Raw genomic sequence first — 23,468 nt, 5'->3', positions numbered from 1 at the left:
GTGGGCTCGGAGAGGTGTATAAGAGACAGATTCCGTCCAGCGGGGATGCCCGCCATAGGCCGACGGCCTCGCCCAGCAGGGCAGCGCGCTCCGGCCGGCGGCGGTGCGGGGCGCGGGCCTGCTCGACCAGCCGGCGAAACCGGTGAAGGTCGATGCGATCGATGTCCATGATCAGCTGGTAGCCGTCCGCCCGGCGTTCCAGCGCGATCTGTCCATTGTCGAGATGTCGTGCCTGCTCCAGCACGCGGCGGGAGCGTGCGACATAGGTGTGCAGCACCTTGCGGGGTTCGCGCGGTGGGGCCTCGTCCCATATCCGGTCGATGAGTGTCTCTGTGGCCACCGGGTGCCCGGCATCGACGGCCAAGGACGCGAACAGGATCCGTTGCTTGGCAGGCCCAAGATCGAGGCTGCGGCCCTCGGCCACCAACTCGAACGCGCCCAGCAGCCGAAACTCCACTGCGCATCCCCCCGTTGGCGCGAAACCCGGCAAGCCCAGCGGCAAAAGCCATCGAACCACAGTTGTCGAATGCCATTCAAGAAAGACGAAAGCTTTCCGAAGGCGATCTTATTTACTCTTTGTCACGTCCGCGCTCATGGTGGAACCGGCAAGGCGCGATGTGACGAAAGAATCACATGGCGTACATCACCGGTGGTTGATCGTCCTTTCGCGCGGAGGGGGCCAGCACCGTAAGAAGTCGGCCGCAGTCTCCACCGCAGCCCAGCAGATTCCCGGATTCTGAGAGTGGGCCACCAGGGTTACACCACCTATGTCCGCCGCAACTGCTCCGGTACGGGTGCACAGAGCAGGGCTCTTCATGCAATTTCTCGATATGCACTCCCTACACACCACAAGGAGAAGATGTGAGATTTCGCGCAGTCCGTCTCGCCTCGCTGGCGACCGTCGCCGCGATGACGGTTCTTACCGCCCTAGCTGCCCCTGCGTCGGCAGCCGATGACCCTCCCACCGCCCCGAGTGACGACTCCACGCAAACCAGCGCACCGGTGGTCGTCTACGAAGAGCGGCCCAGCACAAGCGACAGAAGCCTGCAGGCCGCGCCGGACTGCCCAACCGACTGGATCTGCCTTTACGATGGCGTACAGTACACATACCCCCGACTTCGAATTCACGTATCCGCGTTGTACGACTGTCGGCTGGTAGACCTCTCCAACTCCGATCCGGCCTTGGATTTCAACGACCGCGCGGAATCCACTCACAACAACACCAGGTTCGCGTTCGAGCTACTCAATCACCGGGCCGGATCCACCGGTCATGGTAGCGACATTCTCGCCGGTAGAGCCGCACCGCACCGCGCGTATTCGAGCCACCTCCAGCACAACAACACGATCGACCACGTAGTGAGCCCTGGCTGCGTGTAGCAAGACTGCGAGTTCCGCCACGGACGCCAGTGTGGGCACATGCCGGGGGCCGTGGCGGAACGACCGTGCGGGTGCCGGTTAATTGTGTGGCCTGGTCAAGCCGCACGAGCCGGACGAGGAGTCCGGCATGGAAACGGCGTAGAGGGTGGGTGTACTCAGTGAGCTCTCTTGCCCCCGTGACGACGCATAGGTGTTAGCGACCGATGTCGCGGCCGCGGTCGACGTGGTCGCGATCGCGTTGTGGCGGCTGCCCCGGCGGCCCGACGCCCGCCATGGAGCGGGCCTGGCTGGCCCGGGTCGTGGCCGCTCAGAGAGCCGGCAGGGCCCGACGGGACGAGGCTTAGCGTCGGATAATCAAGAACGGCGCTCGTTTGTGTACACAACGGGGATGGCGATCCGGACCGCGGGCACCGGGCTGGAGCACCAGGGGACTGCGCCGGTTCGGGCCCGGTCGGCTCCAGCTTGCGTACACAATGGCCGCTTGTGAAGTTGATCGGGATTCGTGAGGCCCGCGCCCGCCTGGCCGAACTGATCGAACAGGCCGGCGGCGGCGAGCCGACCGTGCTGACCCGGCGCGGCCCGGCAGGCCGTGCTGCTGCCCATCGAGGCGGCCGCGGTGTGGCAGCGCCACCTCGCCGAGCAGGAAGCCGCCCAGCAGCGCCACGCGCAGGAGAAGGAGCTCGGCGAGCGGCTGCCGGCGGGCAGCAGGGCGCCGGTCTGCCCCACCTGCAAGTCCTCCTTCCTGCAGGTCGCCTACACCGGGCCGGTGGTCCATTATCTTGGGCGCCGTTGGTCTGTCAGGCATGTGAGGCAAGTAGGCGTTGGAGAACCTGCCTCACTAATATCCAGGGGTTGTAAGGCATGTAGGCCATGTCAGGTGCGCGGGCCGAGTTCGAGGAGATGCCGGGGTCTCTCGGCCAGACCAGCCCGGCATCCGACGCTGATCGGATCGTGCGAGCGATCATGATCGTGTTCGACCTTTGATCGTTTCGCGTCGAACGAGGAGTTGCGAGCTCCAGGCCGACCCGACAGCGACGAGGACGACGATGCTGATCAAGGCCAGCGACACCGTCGCGGACTCTCGCCCGGAGAGCTCCGTCGCGTTCCCCAAGATCTCGCCAGCGCCGTGGAAGGCGAAAGCGGTCGCGCCACAGCCGAAGACGAGCCCGGCGACACCGACGACAGCGGTGACGATCTTGCCGACGTTCGCCGGCAGGAACCGCGCGAAACTGGCGCACACCAAGCCAGCGAGAACGACATCGGCAACGGCGGCGATCATTACGGCGAGGCCGAGCACGTCATTGTCCCCGTATTTCTCGAAGTGCTCCCACGTTTCGCCGGCATCGGGGAGTCCGGCGACGCCGAGCGCCGTCATGACCGCAATCGCCAACATGAACACCATCGGCGCGGCAACACCAACGGGCGGCCACTTCTTCGACCGGGTCGGCAGGATCTTGGTGTCGCGCCGCACGCGGACCGTGGTTGCGGGCTGCTCACCTGCAATACCCCCTGCCATGGCCAGTGCTTCGTCCACCGTCGGCCTGCGGCCCGGGTCCTTGTCCAGTAGCCGGGTGATGAGCTGCGTGAGCGGCCCGGTTCGTCGCGGCGCCGGGGCCTCCTCCAGTAGCACTGCGGCCAACGTCGCTTCCTGGGTATCGCGGCGGAACGGTGAGACGCCCTCGACGGCCTGGTAAAGGGTCACGCCGAGGGAGAACAGATCCCCGGGGGGAAGGCCGTCGCTGCCGCGCAACCGCTCGGGCGCCGTGTACTCGGCCGAGCCGATGAACATCCCGGTGGCGGTCAGTGCGGTGTCGGTGATGTGGATCGCGGTCCCGAAGTCGGTGAGCAGGACTTTCCCGTTCTCGGCGAGCATGACGTTGGCCGGTTTGATGTCGCGGTGCACGACACCTTCGCGGTGTGCTGCGCCGATCGCCGTCAGCAATGCTGCGGCAACTTCGGTGGCCCTGCCCACCGGAAGCGGTCCGTGCTCCTGCATGTGCTCACTCAGCGAGCAGCCGTCGACCAGTTCCATGACGATCCAAGGAAGGCCGTCGTCGATAACGACGTCGTGGATCGCGACGATGCCGTCGTGCTTGCGCAACCGGGCGGCATTGCGGGCCTCGCGCGTGGCGCGCGCCAGCCGCTCGGCTCGTTCGGTTTCCGGCAATCCTGTCGGCAACTGCAGTTCCTTGATCGCAACGTCCACGTCGAGGGTCTCGTCGCGGGCCCGCCAGACCCGCCCGAAACCACCTGACCCCAGCTCGGCGGCCAGCCGGTAGCGACCGCCGACCACATCACCGGCCAGCCTCGAAGTCATGCCCCGTCTCCCGCCATCGCGCTTGGCACGAACAGTTGATCAGGGTACAAGCCGTCATCATCGGTGCATGCCCGTTTGTTTCACCTGGTGCGCAATACGAAGGCGGCGGTCATCGCGCTATCTACAGGTGGTGACCCCCGGCTGATCCGCTTCACCCGACCGAGCATGCCCGCGACACGGCGCACGTCACGACCTTGTCACCTCTTGAACGTGTCTGACGTGCCAGACAAGATCATCGAACGTTGGCCTGCGGAAAGAGGACAACAACCCAAGATAACGATCGTTCCTCGGGCCCGAGGCCGGCTGCGGGCCGGAGCCGGTCGCGGCAGCCCTCGTCCGCGGTCGTGTAGGTGAGCCGGGCGTCCCCCTCGGCGCCGACGATAGCCATCGGCAGCACGAGTACGACGGCCGCGGCAGCGAGCAGCCGCGGCGTCCGCCCGATGCCGGGCGCCGCGACGCCCGGGCCGGGCGCGGCGGCGAGCTCGTGCGCGGTGCGCGCCGCCCACACGACGATCAGCCCGTCGAGCGCGCGTTCGGCGAGCGACAAGCCGTCGAACGTCACCCGTCCCACCTGGAGCAGCGAGTAGACCTGCGGGACCAGGAGGGCGGTCCAGCCGATGGCGACCGTGACGGCGCTGAACCGCCCGTCGCGTCCCTGCCCAGCGATGATCATCGCCTTGCAGCCGAGGGTCGCCATCGCCACCAGGAGCGACGCCGTCAGCAGCGGGACCTCGGCGAACGGCCGCAGCGCCGCGGCCAGGACCCCGGTCAAGCCGAACCCGAGGGCGATGATCCGGAACCGGGCCGACACCCCGGTGAGGGCCCGCACCAGCAGGAACATGGTGGCGGCCCACACGGCCCAGCTCGCGGCGTACTCCGCGACGCCGGACACGTCGTCGAGGAGCTCCCAGAGCAGCAGGTCACCGGCCACGTCCGCGTAGAGCAGGCGCCGCAGCCACACCACATCACGCGGCAGCGCCCCGGCACGTGGCGAGGCCGGGCCGCGCAGGATCTGCCACAGCGCCCAAGCGTTGAGCACGCCGATCGCCGCGGGCAGGAGCCGGGCCCCGTCGTCCCACGCCCAGAAACCCGCCGTCGCGACGACGGCGAACCACCGCCCGCCGTCGTACCCGGCGGCGACGGCGGCGGCAGTCAGGTAGAGCGCGACGGCGACGGCGGCCGGACGCCCGAAGCTGTAGCGGGCGACGGCGGCCTGGAGTAAGGCTACGATGCGGATGATCTTATTGGACCGGCCGGGCCGCCCGGGCCGGTCAGCCGGGACCCAGCGGGAACCACACGCCCTGGCGACCGGGCACGGGCTCCGGCCCCAGATGTCGGCGTGTCCGGGCTGCGGGGCGCGAGCGCGGATGGAGCTGAAAGCGCTTGCGGGGGACTTGGACGCCGCCACGCCACAATCTGGCCGCGAAAGTCTCAAGTGTCGCTGATCAGGATTGATCGGTTCCACGACCGCCCGGAACGTGTTCCGGCCAGCTTGCGGGCCAGATTCTTGACGCTGGCGTAGTCGAGTTCGGTGCCACGGCGGATGATGTAGTCAACAAGGAGATCCCGAATCTCGATGTTGCGAAGCTGATGGCGGTCGACCATCTCGGCCATGGTTCGCTGGCCCCGCACCGCAGCCGAGCGTATCGTCGCCGGGACTGTGGCATCCCGACGATGACGGCCCTATCTGACCCCACGCTGGATCGGTGTTCGGGATGAGTTAAGGCGGCGCTGAATATGGCTGATCGGTTCAAGAGGGGCACGCCGTTTTCGGCGGGTGCACTGATCGTGGTGGGCGTGCTTCTAGGCCTGATCGTCAATATCGTCAGCACCTATCTGGAGCCGCTTGCGGAGTACCGAATGGTATGGATTTCCACGTTGGTGATCACCACCGGAGTTGCGGTGCTGCTGGATCGCCGGATCACGCGAGGGACGCAGGTCGCCATCGGCCACCGCCTTGTCAGGGCATCGCGGTTGGGACAGCTGATTGGTGTGCCGTGGTGTCCGCCAAGTCTGGCGCTGCGTAAGGAACTGGACGTGGTGGTCGACGCGCTGGAGGCGGGGGCGGCCGTAGCTCTGGTCGGTGAGGGGGGCTTCGGTAAGACCTCGCTGGCGTTGCTGGCCTGTCATGACAGCCGGGTGCGAAAGCGGTTCTCGGGAGGGATCGTGTGGATGCCCGCCGTCGGCCAGGGGCGCACAAGCGTGGAGATTGCCGATCTCATCCGAGGCTTATGCCACGCGGTGTCCGGCGAGGCACACGAGGTTACCGATGCCGGCACGGCAGCGAATCGGCTGGCCGAGCTGCTGACGGAGCGGGGCCGGACGCTGCTTGTTGTCGATGATGTGTGGACGGCGGGGCAGTTGGAGCCAATCTTGCTCCTGGCCGAGCGAGTGCAGGTGTTGGTGACCACGAGATTTCCGGTAGTGCTGCCGGAGGAGTTTGAGCAGGTGCGGGCGCATCCGCTGGAGAAGCAGGTGGCCGCTGAGGTGCTGACCCGTGGGTTGCCGCCGTTAAATCACAGGTCACGTGAGCGCTTACTGGCATTGGCCCACGGCTGGCCGCTGCTGCTGGCAATGGCTAACGCACGCCTGACCGCAGATGTGGCCAACGGTGCCAAGGTGGGAGCGGCGGCTCAGCACGCGATCGCGCGGCTGGAGCGGCTGGGGCCGGCGGGGCTGGACGTGCGCAACGCTCAGCGTTCCAACGCAGCTAGAGCCACCGTCTGGTACGGCGTGGAGGCATTGGAGCGCGACACGCAGGAGCGGTTCATGGAGCTGGGGATATTTCGTGAGGATACGGAGATTCCCCTCGACATGGTGCAGCTGTTGTGGGCGGGGACAGCTGAGATGGCCCCGGAGCGGGCCCTGCAGGTGTGCGAGGAACTGGCCGAATTGTCGCTGGTGACGGTGCGCTGGGTAGACGGCGCCCACTTGGTGGTGCTCCTGCATGACGTAGTGCGGGGAACCATCCGCTCCGATGATGGCCTAGGCGAGCGGCGCGCCGAGGTCAACCGGCAACTGATCGAGCAGGCAACCAACATGGTGTCCCTTGACAGCGGGGGCAGGGCGTGGTGGCGGTTGCCGCAGGAGCACTTCCTGTGGGATCACCTGGCCTACCATCTGGCCGAGGGAGGCTGCGAGGCGGAGTTGGCGGGGCTGGTCACCGATGTGCGCTGGGCGCTGGCACGGCTGGCTCGTTGGAGTGTGCTCGCTTATGAGGCCGATCTGGCGTTTTCGCGCGCGCCCGAGGCGGTGGCGGCGCATGCTCTGATCGCTCGGGTGGGGTACTTGCTGGGTGATCTGGAGTCAGATGAGTTGTCCACGAGCAACCGGCTGTCTCATCTGTCGGTGACGCTCCGGGCTCGGCAGCCGATCGACCAAGTGCGCGAAGATCGTGCGGGTTTCCTGCTTCCGCTATGGCCTCATCCAGAGCGCAATCCCGGCCTGATCCGGACCTTAAGCGGCCACACCGGCATCGTGTATGCAGTGGCGGTTGAACCTGATGGGTCCTGGCTGGCCAGTGCTTCCGACGACCAGACGGTGCGGCTGTGGAACACCGCCGACGGCAGCGCGCGATCAGAGCTGAAGGGCCACAGCGCCGCGGTGCGGGGGGTGGCAGTGGCACCGGACGGGTCTTGGCTGGCCAGTGCTTCCGACGACCAGACGGTGCGGCTGTGGAACACCTCCGACGGCAGCGTACGCGCGGTCTTAAAAGGCCACACCGACTGCGTGTATGCGGTTGCGGTAGGGCCAGACGGCTCCTGGCTGGCCAGCGGCTCTCGCGATGGGACGGTGCGGGTGTGGAACACCTTCGACGGCAGCGTACGCGCAGTTTTGCGCGGTCATATCAGGTCGGTGACTGGGGTGTCGGCGGCGCCGGACGGGTCCTGGCTGGCCAGCGCCTCCACTGACCGGACGGTGCGGGTGTGGAACACCTCCGACGGCAGCGTACGCGCAGTTTTGCGCGGTCATATCAGGTCGGTGACTGGGGTGTCGGCGGCGCCGGACGGGTCCTGGCTCGCTAGCGCCTCCCATGACCAGACAGTGCGGGTGTGGAACGTCGCTACAGGTCGATGCATCGCAGCAATTCGCCTCACAGCCCCGATGACCGGCGTATGCGTCTCCATGACGAATATGGTCGTGGCCTGCGGCGACGCGGGCGTGTACAACCTCCTCGTCTCGCATCCATGAGAGAGCACGTTTGCCATGATCGCGTTCGCGGTGCCCTCGCTGCGATAGCGCGCCGTCGCCCCCGACCTGCGTGACCGCGCCGGCATCGGCTCCTCCACCAGCCACCGCATCATCGCCATCAGCTGCGGCAGACTCCAGCTCGACCTAACTGAAGGCTGGCTACAACTCGTGTGCGCTACGTGCGACGAGCCTCCCCCTGTGGATCTCTGCTGACTCTTGACCTTCTGGGCTTCGACGTACGCGATGTCGGTCGTTGGAGCTGGGAGGTTGGCAGTGGAGCGCAAGCCGGTCATCGGCAAGCTGCGGGTACAGGAAGTGGTTCAGCGGTCGGGCCGGATTGCTCACCACGATCTTGTACCCGGATGGCGGGGGATCGTTGCCGCCGACATTGGCGCATGACCAGTGCGGGCCGCCGGTGTCCCGCGTCTGGATCACGAAGGCATATTGGTGACCGCCACCGGAGCTGTGATGGAGCGGTAGCAGCGGTGCGGGCAGGGTGGGAGCATCGTTGCGGCCTAGACGTATCTTGGCGCAGGGGCGCAGGGGCGAGGAAGCGGATGGATGCAGGGGTGGGATGAGTGTGGGCCACGATAGGGCGACTGAGGGCCGGGAGCCTACGCCAGGCACCGGTTCGGTAAACATCACGCCCGATGCCGCCCCGGACGTCGGTCTGGTGAAATTGACGTTGCCTCAGCTCACCCGGCATGCGCAGGCTGCGCCGCTTCCTGTGCCGATGCAGAACCCGCGGTTGCTTCCGCTGGCGGAACTCGAGCCGGAGGTCTTCGAGGGGCGCAGACCAAGTAACGGCGAAAGGGGCAGTCCCCTGGTCGCGGCAGGTGTGCGCGCGAGAGTTACGGCTCGAACATCGAGGGATAAGTCCGGCGCGATAACGATCACTGGGCCGTTTCCGCAGGTCGGAACTGGCAGGGACGGGAGTTGAGGAGCCGGGAGTAGCAGCACGCAATGCGGCTGGAGGTCATTTCCGGCCGGGTCAGCGCCAGTTCAGGCACCGGCCTCGAGCACGGCGAGGTCGCGCACCGCATAACGGTGATGCTCGGCCTCTTCCTTCAGCACCACCTTGAGGCAGCGGCGCACGACGTACTCCTGGTCGGGGATACGGGTCCGCCGGCTTGCGACCGCATACCCGATCGAGCTCGGCCTCGGTGAGCCCGTCGACGACACGCCGCATCGTGGCCATGCGGGCGAGCCGCGGCGCGAGCACCTCGTCGAGCGTCGGGGTGGCTTCGAGAGTGAGACCGATGATGGCCCGGTCGCGTAGCGGGCGGGCGTGGGCGTGGGCACGCGCGACGGCGCCGCGATGACGGCGCCCCTTGAGCTCGTGGAAGGTCTCGATCCGGTCCACGATGTTCTTGACGGTGCGTACCTGGGCGGCGGCCAGCGCGCGCGGCTGCGGAGCGGGCAGCGGCAGCGGGGCGACCTTCTTGGTGGGGTCGCCGTGGCGCAGGAGGCCGGCGGGGGCGTGCGCGGTGATCCAGGTGAACAGCGCCGAGACGTGCGCGAGATGGTTGTTGACGGTCGTCGGCGCCATCGGCGCGGGCGTGCCCTCGCGGCCGCGGTTGCCGGCGGCGGCCAGGTGGTCGCGCCAGGCGCTCACCTCGCGCGGGGTGACGGCCGAGAGCCGGTCGTGCCCGAGGCCGTCGATGATCCAGGCGGCGAAGCGCTGCAGATGCCGGGAGATCTTGGCGGTGACCTCCGCCGAGCGGACCCCGCGCACGGCCAGATCGAGGTAGCGCTCCGTCCACGCGGGGAGGCTGTCGTCGGCCGGGTCGAGGCGCTCGGGAAGCCCGACCACCTTTCGTGAAGTGATTTCGGCGCGATCCTGGCCTGAGGCGAGCGGGGCCGAGCTGGGGGTGGAGGACGGCATGCGGCCAAGTTACTTCACGGAAGAGCCGTTTCCTGAAGAGAAACGGTCCGGCGAACTTCTTGCGCTGCCGACAGCTTGCCGTCGCCGTTCCTCGCGCAGAGCCACCGGGGGCCAGATCAGCGGACTGCCTCGAACTGACCACAAGAACCAATATGGTCAGTTCGTTGGATAGGCTGATCTGGAAGCCCATGAGAGGAGTCGTCATGACGAACGTCGGGAAGACCGGCCGGGCGCTGGTGGTCGGGCTGGGGATCGCCGGCATCGCCACCGCGCTGCGGCTGCGGCAGATCGGGTGGGAGCCGGTGGTGGTGGAACGAGCGCCCGCGCGCCGCTCCGGCGGATACTTCATCGTCCTGTTCGGCGCCGGCATCGCCTCGGCCCGGCGCCTGGGCGTGCTGGAGGCCATCGGCGACCGCAGCGGCCCCCACGTCACCAGCTACGAGGTGGACCGCGTGGGAGGCCGCCGTCCCGGCATGAACCCCTTCGCCATGGCCGCGGGCCCCCGGCCGCTGCTGCGCGGCGATGTGGAGCGAGGATTGTTCGAGGCACTGCCGGACGATGTGGAGATCCGCTACTCCACCGTGCCCGCCCGCATCGTCCAGGACGACGCCGCGGCGGAGGTGACGCTGCACGACACGGCCGCTGATACCACCGTCACCGAGCCCTTCGACCTGGTGATCGGCACCGACGGCATGCGCTCCACGGTGCGCAAGCTGGTCTTCGGTCCCGAGGAGTACCTGCACCCGCTGAACTACATGGTCGGCGCCACCGTGCTGGACGGCCCGGTCGACGGCTTCGCGCTGCACGAGGGCCTGGTCCTGGCCGAGCCGGGCCGTTCGGTGTGGGCCTTCCCGTTCGCCGACCACGCCCCCAGCCTGCTGTTCTCCTACCGCACCGGCGACATCGACGCCGAATTCAGCCGCCCGCCGATCGAGTCCATCCGCGCCGCCTACGGCCCCGAACCCACCGGCCCGCTGCTGGAAGGGCTGCTGAGGCGCTACGAGCAGGCACCTGATGCGCTGTTCGACTCGGTGCAGCAGGTCAAGATGCCGCGCTGGCACCGCGGCCGGGTCGTCCTGATCGGCGACTCGGCCTGGTGCGTCACCCTGTACGCGGGTATGGGCGCCTCCAGCGGCATGGCCGGCGGCGAACTGCTGGGCACCATGCTGCAACGCCATCCCGGGGACGTGCCCGGCGCGCTACGGGCCTGGGAGGCGCGGATGCGGCCGTTCGTCCACCTGCAGCAGGAAAGCGCCCTGCCCGGACGCCGCATCTTCACCCCGCACGATCGTAAGGAGCTTGTCCTGCGGGCGGGAATGATGCGTCTGATGCGGATGCCGGGCGTCGGCAAGGCCATGGGCAGGAGAATGTTCAACAACAAGGACATGCGGGCCAAGAACATCGACGTCGCCGCTCCCTGACCAAAGCCGAACAACCTGACGGTACGCAACCCGACAGCACGATCATGGAGGACAGCACGGTGAGTCAGCTGGTCGAACATCATTCGCACAAAGCCGCCCGCATCCTGGACAGCGCGCGCGAACTGGTGGCCGACCACGGCGTGCGCAAGGTCACCGTCAGCGAGATCGCCGCGGCGGCCGGGGTCGGCAAGGGCACCGTCTACCTGTACTGGCCCACCAAGGAAGACCTCATCCTCGGAATGTTCGCCCGCGAACTGCTGGCCTTCCTGGACGAGGTCGTCGCCCGCATCACCGCCGACCCCGCCGTCGTCCTGCCGCGCCGCCTGGCCCCGCTACTGCTCCGCACCGGGCTGCGATCCCCGCTGGCACGCCGCCTCACCACCAAGGACGCCCACCTGCTGCGACTGCTCACCGAACAGGCCGGCGACCGCGACCTGTTCGACCGCACTCAGCCCAGCGCCATGTGCGAGGCGGTCATGCCGATCCTGCGCCGGCACCGACTACTTCGCCAGGACCGCCCGCTGGCCGATCAGTCCTACGCCATGCACGCCATGCTCACCGGCTTCGGCACCGCCATGTCCGACCCAGACTCCGCCCCGTCCAGCACCGGTGACCCCGGCGACGTCCTCGCCGACACCATGGCCCTCATCCTCGAACCTGCGGTCGCACCCCCCGAGCAGGCGGTCACCGCGGCCGCGGCCGACGCCGCCGCCGTCTTCGGCCAGTTCAGGGACGCCGTCCTGGACATCATCGACCGCAGCCAGACCCTCCAGCAATGAATCAGCCGGCAAACCCGCCGCGCGGACCCTCCGGCGTCCGGGGTTCTTGGCATCACTGACCGGCGGGAAGTGCACGTCCAAGTGGTCGCTGCTCCCGCAGCAACACTCGTTTGGGGCTCATGACACGTTTCTTACCGGCACCCCGAGAACGGGAAATTCCTGTGAGCCGCCGCCGTGATGAGACGGGCTGGACCCGCGCCGAGACCGACGTCGCCGAAGTGATGATCTGGCTGCGCAGCAACCACGGCCGCGAGCTCAGCTACGCCGACATCGCCGCCGGCGTCGGCATCAAGGACGGCCCCCGCCTGCGGCGGGCCGTCAAGGTCGTCCGCGTGGTCGCGGCCAACCGGGGCGACCGCCTGGAACGGTTCCAGCCGTCGGCCGACCCCGCCCGGCGCGACGCTGCCCGGCGCCGGGTCTGGACCACCCGCTACATGCGCGAGGGGCACGGCGACGAGTTCAGCGCCCGCGACGCGATGTCCGCCGCACGCGCGGCGATGACCTCGGTCAAGGACATGCACCGCGCCACCACCTACGAGGCCGCCAACCCGCACTCGATCGCCCGCAAGGAGTTCGCCACCATGGCCCAAGCCGCCGACGAGTGCATCACCAAGGTCGCTGGCCTCGATACGGTCGGCGAGCAGGCGGTCCGGCGCGAGAACACCAGCCTGCTCACCCAGATGATCGCCGACCTCGAAGCCCGGCTCACCGAGCCGGCGGCAGGCTGACCAGGACCGCCATCACGCCATGGCAGCCGTCTCCGGACGCACCACAACCCCAACGACCCGGCCAGGAGGTCCGTCATGACCCCGCTCGAACGCACCCTCGCCAAGGCCCTCACCGAGGTCGTCATCAGGCTGGACCTCAGCGACGACGACGCCATCACGCCCGCGGCCACGATGCAGGTGATCGAGCCGGTGTCCCTCCTCCTGCAGGACCTGTCCGAGCAGGACCGACAAGCCCTCGCCGACCTGATCAACCAGTTCGCGCAACAGGAAACCGACCCCGAGCGGCAACTGACCGTCATAGAAGCGCCCGAAACCCTGGGACTCCTCAGCTAAGAGGAACCGACCTGATCACCTGCCCAGGCCGCCGGGTCCAGCCCTTCAGTCTCGCTCGAGCTCCTCGCGCTTCAGCAGCGCAAGGAGCCGGATCCCCTCCGCGGCCAAGGCCTCGGCACCGCCTTCCTGCCGATCGATGACGCACAACGCGTGGTCGATCCGAGCCCCTAGATCACGCAGCTGACCAGTGGAGATCGCGATCTGCCCACCCGAGGTCACCACGTCCTCGACGACCAGGACGCGCCGTCCCTTGACGTCGGCGCCCTCGGCCAGTCGGGCAGTGCCATAGGACTTCGCTGTCTTGCGCACGAACGCGCAAGGCAAGCCGGTGCGCCGCCCCAGCGCCGTGACCACCGCGATGCCGCCCATCTCCAGGCCGGCCAACACCTCGGTCCCCTCGGGAACCAGTGACACCATCCCCGACGCCAACTCATCCAGGAGGGCCGGGTCGGCCTCGAACTGGTACTTGTCGAAGTACTCCTCGGCCACTCGTCCCGAACGCAACACGAACCGGCCACTCAACCGGCAACGGTCACGAACCCGACGGGCGAGATCCACATCAATCACAACACGAGCATGGCAGACAGCCTGAACCGACTGCGCGGCCGCGCCGCGGTCGACCGGGCCCTAGGGACGGCGGCGACGGCCGGCCGGTTCAACGACGGCGACCTGCGCTCAATCCTGGACCACCAACTCTTTCACGACGGACCCACAACCGCCTCTCGCACCGGAGAGAATCACAGCCTCCAACCCGGCACCGGTGGATGGTCCGGCTTCGGCCAGCGGCCGCCATCGTGAACGGCTGCCCGCTCAACCCACCGCGTCGGCCCTCAAGGCCTTCACATACTGCCGGACCCGGTCTGGATCCTGCGGGAAGAAGCTGCCCCAATCCTCATCCAACCGCCGCCACAGCGCCGGTTGTCCGACTTCCCCGGCCAGTGGCTGGGCCGGGTCGACGATCGCGGCATAGGACAACGACAACGTCACCGGCCGGTCCGGATGGAAAGAGCGCACCGCCACCGCGGCGGGCCACTCCAGCAGTCGCGGGCGCAACCCGCTCTCCTCGTCCAACTCGCGCGCCGCGCCCTGGCGCGGGCTCTCGCCCAATTCAACCTTGCCGCCGGGCGGCACCAGGCCGCGCCAGGGATGCCGGACCAGCACGATCTGCTCCAGCGCGGGATCCAGCACCCATACCTCGGCACCAAACGGCTCCATCGGCTCGGCCAGCGCCGAGCGCAGCCAGGAACGGGCCTGATCGAACTCCAGCACCGCGGCCTGGGCATCGAAGACGGCAGCATCCAACGAGCGCTGCTCCCACGGATTACGGATCATCGCGCCAGGCTACGGCCGGCCACTGACAACTTCGCCTACGTGAAAGAAGAGATCATCGTCCTCTGACCTGCTGGAAGGGTCCTCCAACCCTAGATAACGATCGGACTGGTGAGCGGGAGGGCCCGGTGTCTCGGCCCGCAGAGAGATTCCGAACGGAATCCGGCGTTAGTGACTCTGAGCTACCAGGGGGCGCGACGTGGCTTGACATAAGAGACTTAGCGAGCAACCCGACCTGCGGAAACGCGTCGTCGCGGGTTATCGAGCCGGGCCGTGCCGGACTCATCCCCTGCCGTCCCAACCGAAACCCAGTCCCCCACGGCGGGCACTTCACCCATCGTGACCTGGCAGGAAAGCCCTTACCGCCGGATCTCGTTCGGAATCTCTCTGCGGGCCGACTCCCACACCTAGCAGGTTCAGGCAGAGAGAAAGCGGCCGTGATACGCGGCAGACGATGTGAGCGATGTGATTCCTGGGTCGAGTCGTCTACGAGGCCAGACCGGACTCGTAGGCGGCAATCACCAGATGGACCCGCGCGGTGCCGCCGAGCTTGGTCAGCAGGCGGCTTACGTAGGTCTTCACCGTGGCGGGCCCGATGTGCAGGCGGGCGGCGATGTCGGCGTTCGACAGGCCCTGGGCCACCAGGGTCAGCACGTCCACCTCGCGGTCGGTCAGATCCGGCAGGGCCTGACCCTGCCGCGGAGCCGGCGAATCGGCGAACACCTCGACCAGGCGTCGGGTGATCGACGGCGACAGCAGCGACTCTCCGGCCATGACGACACGTACCGCACGCAGCAGGTCCTCCGGCGGCGTGTCCTTGAGCAGGAAGCCGACGGCGCCGGCACGCAACGCGCCGAAGACGTACTCATCCAGCCCGAACGTCGTCAATATGACGACCCGGGTGGCCGCCAGTCCCGCGTCGGCGCTGATCCGGCGGGTGGCCTCGATGCCGTCAAGCACCGGCATCCGCACGTCCATGAGGACCACATCCGGCCGCGTCGTGCGGACCAGGCGTACCGCTTCCTCCCCCTGGCGGGCCTGGCCGACCACCGTCATGTCCGGCGCGCCGGACAACAGCGCCGCGAACCCGGCCAGCACCAGCTCCTGATCGTCGACGACGACGACCCGGATCGGCTCGTTCATGCCAGCGCCCCTTTCGACCGCAGCACGGCGCGTACGGTGAAACCGCCATTCTCGGCGGCTCCGGCATCGAGGGTGCCACCGAACATGGCCACCCGCTCCCGCATCCCGGCCAGCCCGTATCCCGACGACGTGCCCGGACCGGCCTCCTGGGTCCCGGCCGGCCCGTCGTTGTCCACCTGGATAACCACGTCCGGACCGTCCAGGACGATCCGCACCTGCGCCGCCGAACCCGCGGCGTGCTTGCGTACATTGGTCAACGCCTCCTGGACCAGGCGGTAGGCGGTCATCCGCAGGCTTTCCGGCGTCGCCTCAACGCCCGGATCGACGGTCAGCTCGACCGGGCCACCTGTGGCGCGGTGGGCTGAGGCGAGCAGTCGGATCTCCTCGAGTCCCGGGCTGGGCGCCAGGCTGGGCGGCTCGCCCGACTCATCCATGTGCAGTGCGCCGAGCATCCGGCGCAGGTCGGTCAGCGCGGAGCGTGCGGCCTGCTCGATGGCGCTCAGCGCGGGACCGGCCGGGTTGTCGGTGCCGGCGATGCTGTGCCGGGCCACGCTTGACTGGACGGTGATGGCCGACAGGGTGTGCGCGATGACGTCGTGCATCTCCTCGGCGATCCGCAGGCGTTCGGCGATGACGGCCTGCTCGGCCGTCCGCGCGGTGCCACGTTCCGCCTCCAGGGCGCGCCGCAGCGCCGCGTCCCGCTGGTGGCGCCAGCGGCGGACGATCAGCCCCAGGCCGAGGGGGACCAGCGCTCCGGCCGCGGTGGTGTCGGCGGCCGGATCGTAGTGCGGCATGTCCACGAGCGCGCCCGCCGCCTCGACGACAAGATGCAGGCCCAGCCCGCCCAGGGCGACCAGAAGGGGCCGCCAGGCGGCCACGGTGTAGAGGGCGACGTAGGAGCACAGGAACGGCATGTCGTGATCCCAGCCGCCGAGCGCGGTCAGGACGCCCGCGGCCAGCGTCACCGCGAGCACCGTGAACGGCCACCGCCGCCGCACCGCCAGGGACAGCGTCGCGACCAGCAGCAACAGCAACGACCACGAGGTCGGCTCGGCGTACTGCACGGTGGCGGCGGGATCGGGGAGGCAGACCATGAGGAGCCCCAGCCCGGCCAGCACGACGGCGATGCCGAGATCCACCATCCACTCGCGTATCCATCCGGGCGCCGGGGCGAGGTCCGTCGCGGGAGCCGGGCCAGGGTCGGGGTCCGGGTGAGCTCGCAGCAGGCCCAGCATGCGGCGCAGGTCGTCCAAGGCCGACCGGCTTGCCCTTTCGATGGCGCCCAGGGCTGAGGCCACCGGGTCGCCGGTGTCCCCCAGCTGGTAACGGGCCACGCCCGACTGGACCGCGATGACCGAGAGCGTGTGCGAGACAACGTCGTGCAGCTCACGGGCGATGCGGAGCCGTTCGGCGAACACCGCCCGTTCGGCGGCGACGGCCCGGGACCGCTCGGCGGCCGCGGCGCTGGCCTGAGCGGCCTCCACGCTCTGGCGGCGCCACCGCATCACCCGGCCCAGCCCCCAGGCGATGGTCAGCGCGAGAACGCCGATCAAGGCCAGCGGATCGTCGAACGACGGGACCCGGAGCACCGCCAGGATCGCCATCGAGGTGTACATGGCGGCCAGCCCCGCGACCGCCGCGCGGCGCTCACGCCAGCCGGCTACTGCGTACAGGCCCGCCATCTGGCAGAACGGGGTGACGCCCGGATCCCAGCCCAGCGCCGTCAGCAGCAGGGCCGCCCCCGTGATCACCAGCGAGACCGTGAGCGGCAGGCGACGCCGGGCCGCCAGCGGCAGGCTCGCCGCCAGACCCAGCAGAATCGCCCAGCCGTCGGGCGCGCGATAAGCGTGGGCGAACACCGGCTGGGGAGCCACCAGGTTGATCACCACGAGCACCGCCAGCACCGCCGCAATGCCCGCGTCCACCAGCCCTTCACGAACACTCGGCTCGCGCACTCCCTGCCCGCTCACATGAGCAGCGTACGACCGGGCGGATCTCGGTGGATCAGCCCTGGGACGGCATCCGCCATCCCCCGCAGGGGGGAATAGGAGTCCGCCTTCACCCGTACGGCGGCACGGCTAAACCCGCCCCACGGCCGCTGTGCGGACGGGAGGGGCTGCCGACACTGAATGCGAACAGCAACCCTTCCCAACCAGGAGTAGCCATGCCATCTCCCCACCGGCCGGCGCGTGACTCCGAATCGGGGGCCGACATGATCGACGGATTCCACCACGTGAAGCTGCCCGTGACCGATGTCGCTCGCAGCAGCCTGTGGTACCAGCGCGTGCTCGGGCTGCGGCAGGCCCTGGAATTCCACGAAGACGGGCAGCTCATGGGCGTGATCCTCCGCGACGCATCCGAACGGATGAGCCTGGGATTGCGCCGCGAGCCGGACCGCGCGGCCGTCCTCAGAGGCTACGACCCCGTCGCGTTCGCCGTCGCCACACGCGCCCGGCTCCAGGCCTGGCGCGACCGGCTCGACGAGCTCGGCGAGCCACAAGGCGGCATCGTCACCGGCCACTACGGCTGCGTCCTGGTGGGCCTGTGCGACCCGGACGGCATCGAGCTGCGCTTCTACACCGAGGAGACGAGTGATGAGCTTTGACCCGCAGGGCTATGCCCTGGACCGCGACGGCGGACGCCACGTGTGGTTCCTCGACACTCGGATGATCGTCAAGGCCGCGGCCGCCTTCGCCTTCCTGGAATGGACCGCGCCCGAAGGCTTCGCCCCTCCCTGGCACGTCCACCACCGCGAAGACGAGGCCTTCTACCTGCTGGAGGGACAGATGCGCGTGGCCTGCGGCGAGCGCCGGTGGAGCATCGGTCCGGGCGGCTTCGTCTACCTGCCACGCGACATCCCGCACTCCTTCGTGGTCACCGGCGGACCGGTCCGCGGCCTGCAGATCACCTCACCGGCCGGATTCGAGGGCTTCATCGAGGAGTTGGGCAGGCCCGCCGAGCACGACGGCCTGCCCGACCCGGCCGAACCCGACCTCGCCCTCCTGGCCGAGGTATCGGCCCGGTACGGACACGAGATCCTCGGCCCGCCGCCCTTCCCCGAAACCGCACACTGATCGGCTTTCCGCCACACCCATCACCCACCCACGCAGGAGCTCAGCATGGCATCGCCATCCTTACCCGCATCGACCGCCGGCTCCGCCGCCGCACCCACCACGATCACCGTTGTCGCTGCCGGCCTCCTTGGCGCGCTCGGCTCGGCTCTGCACGTGGCCAGCGTGATCGTCCTTCCCGGCCTCACCCATCTGGATGCCGCCCGCCATCCGGTGGTGCTGATCGCCAACGTGCTCGGCGCGATCGCCTTCACCTTTCTGGCCATCACGCTGCCCGCCACCCCGACGCTGGACCGCCTGCCGCGGTGGGCGCTCTACCTGACGGCCGCCGGCTGCTGCGCGGTGGCCGGACTGATGTGGGTGCACGTCACCCGCATCCCGCACCTGCTGGGCTGGCTCACCGAAGCCCAAGCCCGGCAGGCCGTCGACCAGCCCACCCTCTACAGCTTCCTGATCAGCCTGCCCAAACAGCTCCTCCTGCTGGCGGGCCTCATCGGACTGGCCGTGGCCGGATGGCGTCACCGGCTGATCTCCCGCGGCGCCTGCGTGCTGCTCATCCTGGCCGGCCTCGTCTCGGCCTTCCTCGAGCCCCCGTGGCCAGGCGCCGTCCTGACCGGCCTGGCCCTGGCCTGGACCGCGCGCTCAGCCCGTCCCGCATCGCACACCACCGTCTGAGGAGACATCATGATCCGTCTGTCATCCGTGCTGGCCATCCCTGCTCTGGCCGGCGCGCTGCTGGCCAGCGCTCCCGCCCACCCGGCCGCCGCATCCGCAGGCTCGGGCTGCTCGATCGAGCCGTACGGCGGGATCGGCGATTACTGGCGCAACTTCGGCGGCGCCGACGGCGTGTTCGGCTGCCCCAAGGGCGCGGAGTACACGGTGTCCAACAGCACCGCCCGCCGCCAGAACTTCGCCGGCGGCCAGATCGCCTGGACCCCCGACCAGGGACACAGCATGATCATCGCCGCGTATCACAAGGGTGAGACCGCCTACTTCCGGTGGGGACCCACCAACCCCTTCCACTACGACTACTTCAAGGTCGCCGTGCGTTCCAGCCACATCGCCAACGGCGTCTTCACCTACAAGAACGGGCCCCGCACCCGTGGGGCGGTCTCCTACTACGGCCCCGGCCGCTACACCTTCCGGGTCCGCGGCTGCACCGACCGCCTCATCGGCGACATCTGCCGCCGGGACTGGACCGTCTCGGTCACCACCGACTTCTGACCTCCCCTTCACGGCATCCGAGGAGCCATCATGATCCGCCTCTCGTCCCTTCCCGCCGCGATCGCGCTCGCCGTATCGCTGCTGACCCTCACGGATACCGCGGGCGTTCAAGCATCGAGTGCTACGGCCTGCGCGATCAATCCCTACGGTGCGATCGGCACCCGCTGGCGCGAGGCCGGCGAAGCGAGCACGTTCGGCTGCGCCCAGCGGGAGGAGCACGACGTGCCCGGCCGCCGTGGGCGGATCCAGGAATTCGGGGCTGGGCAGATCGCGTGGTCCCCCGGCCAGGGCTATGACATGACGGTGTCGGTGTTCGCCAAGGACGGCATGGCACACCTTCGCTGGGGACCCACGAAACCGTTCAAGTACGGGTTCTTCCTGATCCGCTGGCACCGGGACGGGCGGCTGGTCCGGCAGGTGACCGCTCGGGGCGGTCAGGAGGGGTCGTACGCGTTCCCGTTGCCTGGCTCCGGCTACTACGACTTCATCGTCGAGGGCTGCACCCAGCGGGCGTTCAGCAAGTCCCGATGCTGGCAGGGCTGGACCATCCCGGTCGGCGTGCAGTACGACGGGCCTGCCGCGCAGCAGGCCGTACCGCGGATCAACGTCACCTACCGTGGTCCGGCCGACCAGGCCAAATTCGCCTTCACCGGCTCCGGCTTCCTGCCCGGCAGGCAGGTCCGCATCCGCGCCGTCAACAACGGCAACCTGGCCAGCTACAGCTTCCACACCACGGCGAACTCCCAGGGGAAGGCTGACATCACCATCGGATTCGCCGTCCTGCCCGGGCAGGACATCAGCTTCGCCGCCACCGACGGGCGCGGCAGCCAGTCGGACCAGTCCGGGGTGCTCTGGTCCAACACGGTGACCGTCCAGACCCACTGACCTCGGCATCGAAGGCTCGGCGGCGCTGCAGCCGGGCCTGCCGGGCTCAGTACAGCGTGCCGGACCACCGGATGGCGGCCTTGTCGACGGTCGCCGTCTCGCCGTCGCAGTGCGGGGTGGTGATGGTGTCGTAGCGGTGGTTGCCGTCGACGTCCAGGATGTGGCTGGTGACGCCGTTGACGTAGCCGCTGCGCATGGCCGTTGCTGTATCTATATAGCCACGGGCCACCGTCGAGGCTGTCGACGTCACACCCAAGTGGATCTACGGCAGGGCTGGCAAGAAGGCCACGGTCATCGCGGCCTACACGGCCGACGAGCAGGCCACGACGACAGACTCACCGGTGACCTGTGCCCCGCCAGAACTGGGCCGTCGCGGCAACCACACCCTTCTGAAATCTCCACGACGATGGCCTCGTGGGCGGTACGTCCGATTGCGCCGCCCACTCGGCCTACCGTGATCGACACCTCCAGGAGGTGTGATGGAACCCTTGACGGCTGTCGTGCTGCTGATCGGGCAGTACGGCGTCAAGCAGGTCGTCGGTGCTCTGTCCGGCCGGCCGGAGCTGGGCGCCCTCGCCGGCGACGTGCTCGGCGCCGTGGCGGCCAGCGAGAGCGGGCTGGGGTCCCGCCTGGCCGGGATCGAAGACCGGCTGGCCGGAATCGAGCGCCGCCTCGACCAGGTCCTCGCGCAGCGGTACGAGATCGAGGTCGGGTCGGGGCTTCGCTGCCTCCTGGATGCTGCCGGCTCCAGCGGCAAGCGCGCCCGCAACCAGGACCTCAAGCAAGCGCGTCAGCACTTCCGGAACGCGGCGGCCGCAGCGGCCTCCGCGCTCCAGCGGGCACTCGCTGAGCGCTATCTCCTGCTGTGCGCCCTGACACTGAACCGCCACGACGCTGCAAAGACCGCATTCGCACAGCTCAACGCCGCGATGACCGCCGCAGCGTTCGAGGTATCCGACGGCCTGCGCGAGGCATCCTCGGCCGCCCCCCAGCGCGGGGGCCAATCAGGTTTCACCTGGCGAAACCAGCGCCGCGAGCTTCAAGACCGACAAGAAGGCGAGCTCAAGCACATCCACCAAGGGGCATCCGACGCCGCAAAGGTCATCCAGGCTCTGTTTGCCGAGGCTGGCGCCCTCGGGCAGGCATTCGGACGGCCGGCGCCGACACCGATCCGGCCGATCGTCTCGCAGACATCGATCACGTGGCAGGTCGGCGTTTCCCACCCTGACCCCATCGGTCTCGGCGCGCTCACCGCTACCTGGCAGCAGTTCGACCTGCAGCCGGTCCGACCGTACACACCAAGGTGGGAAGATCTGTCGCCACTGACTGCGCGGTCACTCGCCGCCGCTGAAGGGCGCCCTGAATGGCAGCTTGTTCGACGCTCCCAGTACGTGATGGACGCGGAGGTCGTGCTCGTCGTGGAGGCTGACCCCGTACTGGCCCGTGACATCGTCGTACGTGTGTACGGACCTCGCCTGTCGATGGCATCGCGTGACTTCCGATTCCTACCAGTGCACTACCAGCAACCTTCTGCTGACCCCGACCTCCCGACTCTGGTTGCGGCCCTGCCCGCAGGTACACGGTCGTGCCGGGCCGCCGGAATGCTCACGCTGTCCTCCGACCGACACGGCGCCCTTCTCACACCCGTCCGTGTCGAGATCGGCGATTTCACCATCCTGCGAGTGTGACTCTCCGGGCCCGGCATGGCTGTCGCGGTGGCGTTTCTCTGAGTCTCACGAATACTCATAACTGAGGTCGGGTGGCCCGGCACCCGGCCGGAGGAGGGCCACCCCGGCAACAGGACCGTGCGATGGGCGGTGCTCGCCCTCAGCTCCGAGGCCGACCCCGCTCTCGTCAGGCGGCGCGAGCGGTGCCCGGTCCGCCAAGACGACGGACGATGGCCTCCCTTCCAAGGGCCTGTTCTGGGCCCGATCATCAGGGCCCTGATCGAGGAACTGGGGCCCGCCTGCCACGTGTGCCACTGCACGACCGGCGTGTACGTCGAGCACAACCACGACAATCTCCAAGTCCGCGGGCTGCGTGCCGCCACTGCAACACCTGGCTGGAGACCTGCCCCCACTCCTCAGGCTGCGCCTGGGGCGACTACCTCAACAACCCCGCCGGCCGCACACCTCGGCCTGGCCTACCCCCGAGCCGCGATCAGCCGCAAACCTCGGAGATCCGGCGCGTAAGGCGGTCAGCCGCACGGCGCGTACAGCCTTCCCGGAGATGACCAATCTCGCGACCACGCAAAGCGACAACGGCTACTCAGCGTTACTTTGCGGCTGGTGACGCGGACCCTTGCGACGTGAAGTCGCACGCGATGAGTGGCTACGGAAGGAGGAGGTCGACGATGTCGGTGACGTAGCTCAGGTCAGTGTTCGAGACCTGTCCCCGCCCTGACGTGCGTCGTGGGTAACCGCGAGGTGCGGAGCTCAGGGAAACGCCCAAGGGCTCCTGTTCCGTCCGGGAGCCACAGGCAAGGGGAAGGCTGGACGGGCGAATGATCGTGAACCTTCGCTGATGCCTCGTTACGTCAACATCCTGGGACGGGAAGTGACCGGGGTGAAAAGGGACTGGCCGTTGTAAGGCGGCAGGCGGCGGTCGAGGAGGGTCCTCGACCGCGTGAACACCGTTGTCCTCGGGGTACAGAAGGCGGTGCGACACGAGGTCGCAGGTTGTGAGTGGGCTTACCAAATGGAGGTTCGGTTGATATCGAAGGTGTAGTCCCTGGTCAGTGTCCGTGAGACCTGTTCCCGCCTTGGCATGCGTCGCTGGTAACGGC

General features: G+C 68.5%; 21 protein-coding genes. 11 read left to right on the top strand and 10 right to left on the bottom strand.

All coding sequences use genetic code 11. The features are described from left to right. The 4 genes from EJK15_RS52970 to EJK15_RS52955 form a co-directional block, all read right to left on the bottom strand. On the bottom strand, positions 1 to 457 hold a 457-nt coding region (locus tag EJK15_RS52970; RefSeq protein WP_171075055.1), incomplete at its 3' end, for an AfsR/SARP family transcriptional regulator. Between the two features lie 1,881 nt (positions 458 to 2,338). After that, positions 2,339 to 3,694: a serine/threonine-protein kinase gene (locus EJK15_RS52965; RefSeq protein WP_138718060.1), complete on the bottom strand. Its 1,356-nt coding sequence runs from the start codon at positions 3,692 to 3,694 to the stop codon at positions 2,339 to 2,341. Positions 3,695 to 3,926: 232 nt separating this feature from the next. Beyond that, on the bottom strand, positions 3,927 to 5,102 hold the full coding sequence (locus EJK15_RS52960) for a hypothetical protein (RefSeq protein ID WP_138718059.1): 1,176 nt from the start codon (positions 5,100 to 5,102) through the stop codon (positions 3,927 to 3,929). Between the two features lie 23 nt (positions 5,103 to 5,125). Continuing rightward, complete coding sequence (locus EJK15_RS52955) at positions 5,126 to 5,308, bottom strand: hypothetical protein (RefSeq protein ID WP_138718058.1); 183 nt, start codon at positions 5,306 to 5,308, stop codon at positions 5,126 to 5,128. A gap of 123 nt (positions 5,309 to 5,431) precedes the next feature. On the opposite strand from EJK15_RS52955, the gene EJK15_RS52950 reads away from it, so the two are divergent. Next, entirely contained in the window at positions 5,432 to 7,885 is a 2,454-nt protein-coding gene (locus EJK15_RS52950) for an NB-ARC domain-containing protein (RefSeq protein WP_138718057.1), read from the top strand. 991 nt (positions 7,886 to 8,876) lie between these two features. Here EJK15_RS52950 and EJK15_RS73535 read toward each other — a convergent pair. Next, positions 8,877 to 9,770: a hypothetical protein gene (locus tag EJK15_RS73535; protein ID WP_206061655.1), complete on the bottom strand. Its 894-nt coding sequence runs from the start codon at positions 9,768 to 9,770 to the stop codon at positions 8,877 to 8,879. Between the two features lie 203 nt (positions 9,771 to 9,973). Between EJK15_RS73535 and EJK15_RS52935 the strand changes: the two genes are divergently transcribed. The 4 genes from EJK15_RS52935 to EJK15_RS52920 all read left to right on the top strand — a co-directional run bounded on the left by EJK15_RS52935 (position 9,974) and on the right by EJK15_RS52920 (position 13,031). Next, positions 9,974 to 11,191 (top strand): FAD-dependent monooxygenase, encoded by a 1,218-nt coding sequence (locus tag EJK15_RS52935; protein ID WP_138718056.1) that lies wholly within the window; start codon positions 9,974 to 9,976, stop codon positions 11,189 to 11,191. Between the two features lie 59 nt (positions 11,192 to 11,250). Further along, entirely contained in the window at positions 11,251 to 11,970 is a 720-nt protein-coding gene (locus EJK15_RS52930; protein ID WP_171075054.1) for a TetR/AcrR family transcriptional regulator, read from the top strand. 161 nt (positions 11,971 to 12,131) lie between these two features. Continuing rightward, entirely contained in the window at positions 12,132 to 12,698 is a 567-nt protein-coding gene (locus tag EJK15_RS52925) for a hypothetical protein (RefSeq protein ID WP_206061654.1), read from the top strand. A 75-nt stretch (positions 12,699 to 12,773) separates the two neighbouring features. Next, entirely contained in the window at positions 12,774 to 13,031 is a 258-nt protein-coding gene (locus EJK15_RS52920; protein ID WP_138718054.1) for a hypothetical protein, read from the top strand. Positions 13,032 to 13,076: 45 nt separating this feature from the next. On the opposite strand, the gene EJK15_RS52915 is transcribed toward EJK15_RS52920, so the two are convergent. The 4 genes from EJK15_RS52915 to EJK15_RS52900 form a co-directional block, all read right to left on the bottom strand. Further along, positions 13,077 to 13,520, bottom strand: a complete 444-nt coding sequence (locus EJK15_RS52915) for an orotate phosphoribosyltransferase (protein ID WP_206061653.1) — start codon at positions 13,518 to 13,520, stop codon at positions 13,077 to 13,079. A gap of 321 nt (positions 13,521 to 13,841) precedes the next feature. Beyond that, entirely contained in the window at positions 13,842 to 14,363 is a 522-nt protein-coding gene (locus EJK15_RS52910; protein ID WP_171075053.1) for an NUDIX hydrolase, read from the bottom strand. Positions 14,364 to 14,846: 483 nt separating this feature from the next. Next, complete coding sequence (locus EJK15_RS52905) at positions 14,847 to 15,503, bottom strand: response regulator (RefSeq protein ID WP_138718052.1); 657 nt, start codon at positions 15,501 to 15,503, stop codon at positions 14,847 to 14,849. Beyond that, entirely contained in the window at positions 15,500 to 17,473 is a 1,974-nt protein-coding gene (locus EJK15_RS52900; protein ID WP_138718051.1) for an ATP-binding protein, read from the bottom strand. Before EJK15_RS52900 ends, EJK15_RS52905 begins: the two co-directional genes overlap by 4 nt. A 194-nt stretch (positions 17,474 to 17,667) precedes the next feature. On the opposite strand from EJK15_RS52900, the gene EJK15_RS52895 reads away from it, so the two are divergent. From EJK15_RS52895 to EJK15_RS52875, 5 genes are read left to right on the top strand one after another with little or no spacing between them, the layout of a single operon-like run. Next, positions 17,668 to 18,108, top strand: coding sequence for a VOC family protein (locus EJK15_RS52895; RefSeq protein ID WP_240777776.1), 441 nt, complete (start codon positions 17,668 to 17,670; stop codon positions 18,106 to 18,108). Further along, entirely contained in the window at positions 18,098 to 18,577 is a 480-nt protein-coding gene (locus EJK15_RS52890) for a cupin domain-containing protein (protein WP_138718050.1), read from the top strand. Before EJK15_RS52895 ends, EJK15_RS52890 begins: the two co-directional genes overlap by 11 nt. 45 nt (positions 18,578 to 18,622) lie before the next feature. Further along, positions 18,623 to 19,249, top strand: a complete 627-nt coding sequence (locus EJK15_RS52885; RefSeq protein ID WP_138718049.1) for a hypothetical protein — start codon at positions 18,623 to 18,625, stop codon at positions 19,247 to 19,249. A gap of 9 nt (positions 19,250 to 19,258) precedes the next feature. Then, on the top strand, positions 19,259 to 19,798 hold the full coding sequence (locus tag EJK15_RS52880) for an LGFP repeat-containing protein (protein ID WP_138718048.1): 540 nt from the start codon (positions 19,259 to 19,261) through the stop codon (positions 19,796 to 19,798). Positions 19,799 to 19,828: 30 nt separating this feature from the next. Further along, positions 19,829 to 20,683, top strand: coding sequence for a hypothetical protein (locus EJK15_RS52875; protein ID WP_138718047.1), 855 nt, complete (start codon positions 19,829 to 19,831; stop codon positions 20,681 to 20,683). 46 nt (positions 20,684 to 20,729) lie between these two features. On the opposite strand, the gene EJK15_RS71655 is transcribed toward EJK15_RS52875, so the two are convergent. Continuing rightward, positions 20,730 to 20,879: a hypothetical protein gene (locus tag EJK15_RS71655; protein WP_171075052.1), complete on the bottom strand. Its 150-nt coding sequence runs from the start codon at positions 20,877 to 20,879 to the stop codon at positions 20,730 to 20,732. A 304-nt stretch (positions 20,880 to 21,183) separates the two neighbouring features. Here EJK15_RS71655 and EJK15_RS52870 point away from each other — a divergent pair, with 304 nt between their 5' ends. Beyond that, on the top strand, positions 21,184 to 22,371 hold the full coding sequence (locus EJK15_RS52870) for a hypothetical protein (protein WP_138718046.1): 1,188 nt from the start codon (positions 21,184 to 21,186) through the stop codon (positions 22,369 to 22,371). Positions 22,372 to 23,468: the final 1,097 nt, after the last annotated feature.

Origin of the sequence: Nonomuraea basaltis (assembly GCF_005893125.1) — a bacterium.
GTDB lineage: Bacteria > Actinomycetota > Actinomycetes > Streptosporangiales > Streptosporangiaceae > Nonomuraea > Nonomuraea basaltis.
This window is presented reverse-complemented; position numbering and strand designations above follow the sequence as displayed.

Coding starts and splice junctions, on each gene's coding strand:
- EJK15_RS52965 (WP_138718060.1), bottom strand. CDS start 3,694: ATGACTTCGAGGCTGGCCGGTGATGTGGTCGGCGGTCGCTACCGGCTG.
- EJK15_RS52955 (WP_138718058.1), bottom strand. CDS start 5,308: ATGGCCGAGATGGTCGACCGCCATCAGCTTCGCAACATCGAGATTCGG.
- EJK15_RS52950 (WP_138718057.1), top strand. CDS start 5,432: ATGGCTGATCGGTTCAAGAGGGGCACGCCGTTTTCGGCGGGTGCACTG.
- EJK15_RS73535 (WP_206061655.1), bottom strand. CDS start 9,770: ATGCCGTCCTCCACCCCCAGCTCGGCCCCGCTCGCCTCAGGCCAGGAT.
- EJK15_RS52935 (WP_138718056.1), top strand. CDS start 9,974: ATGACGAACGTCGGGAAGACCGGCCGGGCGCTGGTGGTCGGGCTGGGG.
- EJK15_RS52920 (WP_138718054.1), top strand. CDS start 12,774: ATGACCCCGCTCGAACGCACCCTCGCCAAGGCCCTCACCGAGGTCGTC.
- EJK15_RS52910 (WP_171075053.1), bottom strand. CDS start 14,363: ATGATCCGTAATCCGTGGGAGCAGCGCTCGTTGGATGCTGCCGTCTTC.
- EJK15_RS52905 (WP_138718052.1), bottom strand. CDS start 15,503: ATGAACGAGCCGATCCGGGTCGTCGTCGTCGACGATCAGGAGCTGGTG.
- EJK15_RS52895 (WP_240777776.1), top strand. CDS start 17,668: ATGCCATCTCCCCACCGGCCGGCGCGTGACTCCGAATCGGGGGCCGAC.
- EJK15_RS52890 (WP_138718050.1), top strand. CDS start 18,098: ATGAGCTTTGACCCGCAGGGCTATGCCCTGGACCGCGACGGCGGACGC.
- EJK15_RS52885 (WP_138718049.1), top strand. CDS start 18,623: ATGGCATCGCCATCCTTACCCGCATCGACCGCCGGCTCCGCCGCCGCA.
- EJK15_RS52880 (WP_138718048.1), top strand. CDS start 19,259: ATGATCCGTCTGTCATCCGTGCTGGCCATCCCTGCTCTGGCCGGCGCG.
- EJK15_RS52875 (WP_138718047.1), top strand. CDS start 19,829: ATGATCCGCCTCTCGTCCCTTCCCGCCGCGATCGCGCTCGCCGTATCG.
- EJK15_RS71655 (WP_171075052.1), bottom strand. CDS start 20,879: ATGCGCAGCGGCTACGTCAACGGCGTCACCAGCCACATCCTGGACGTC.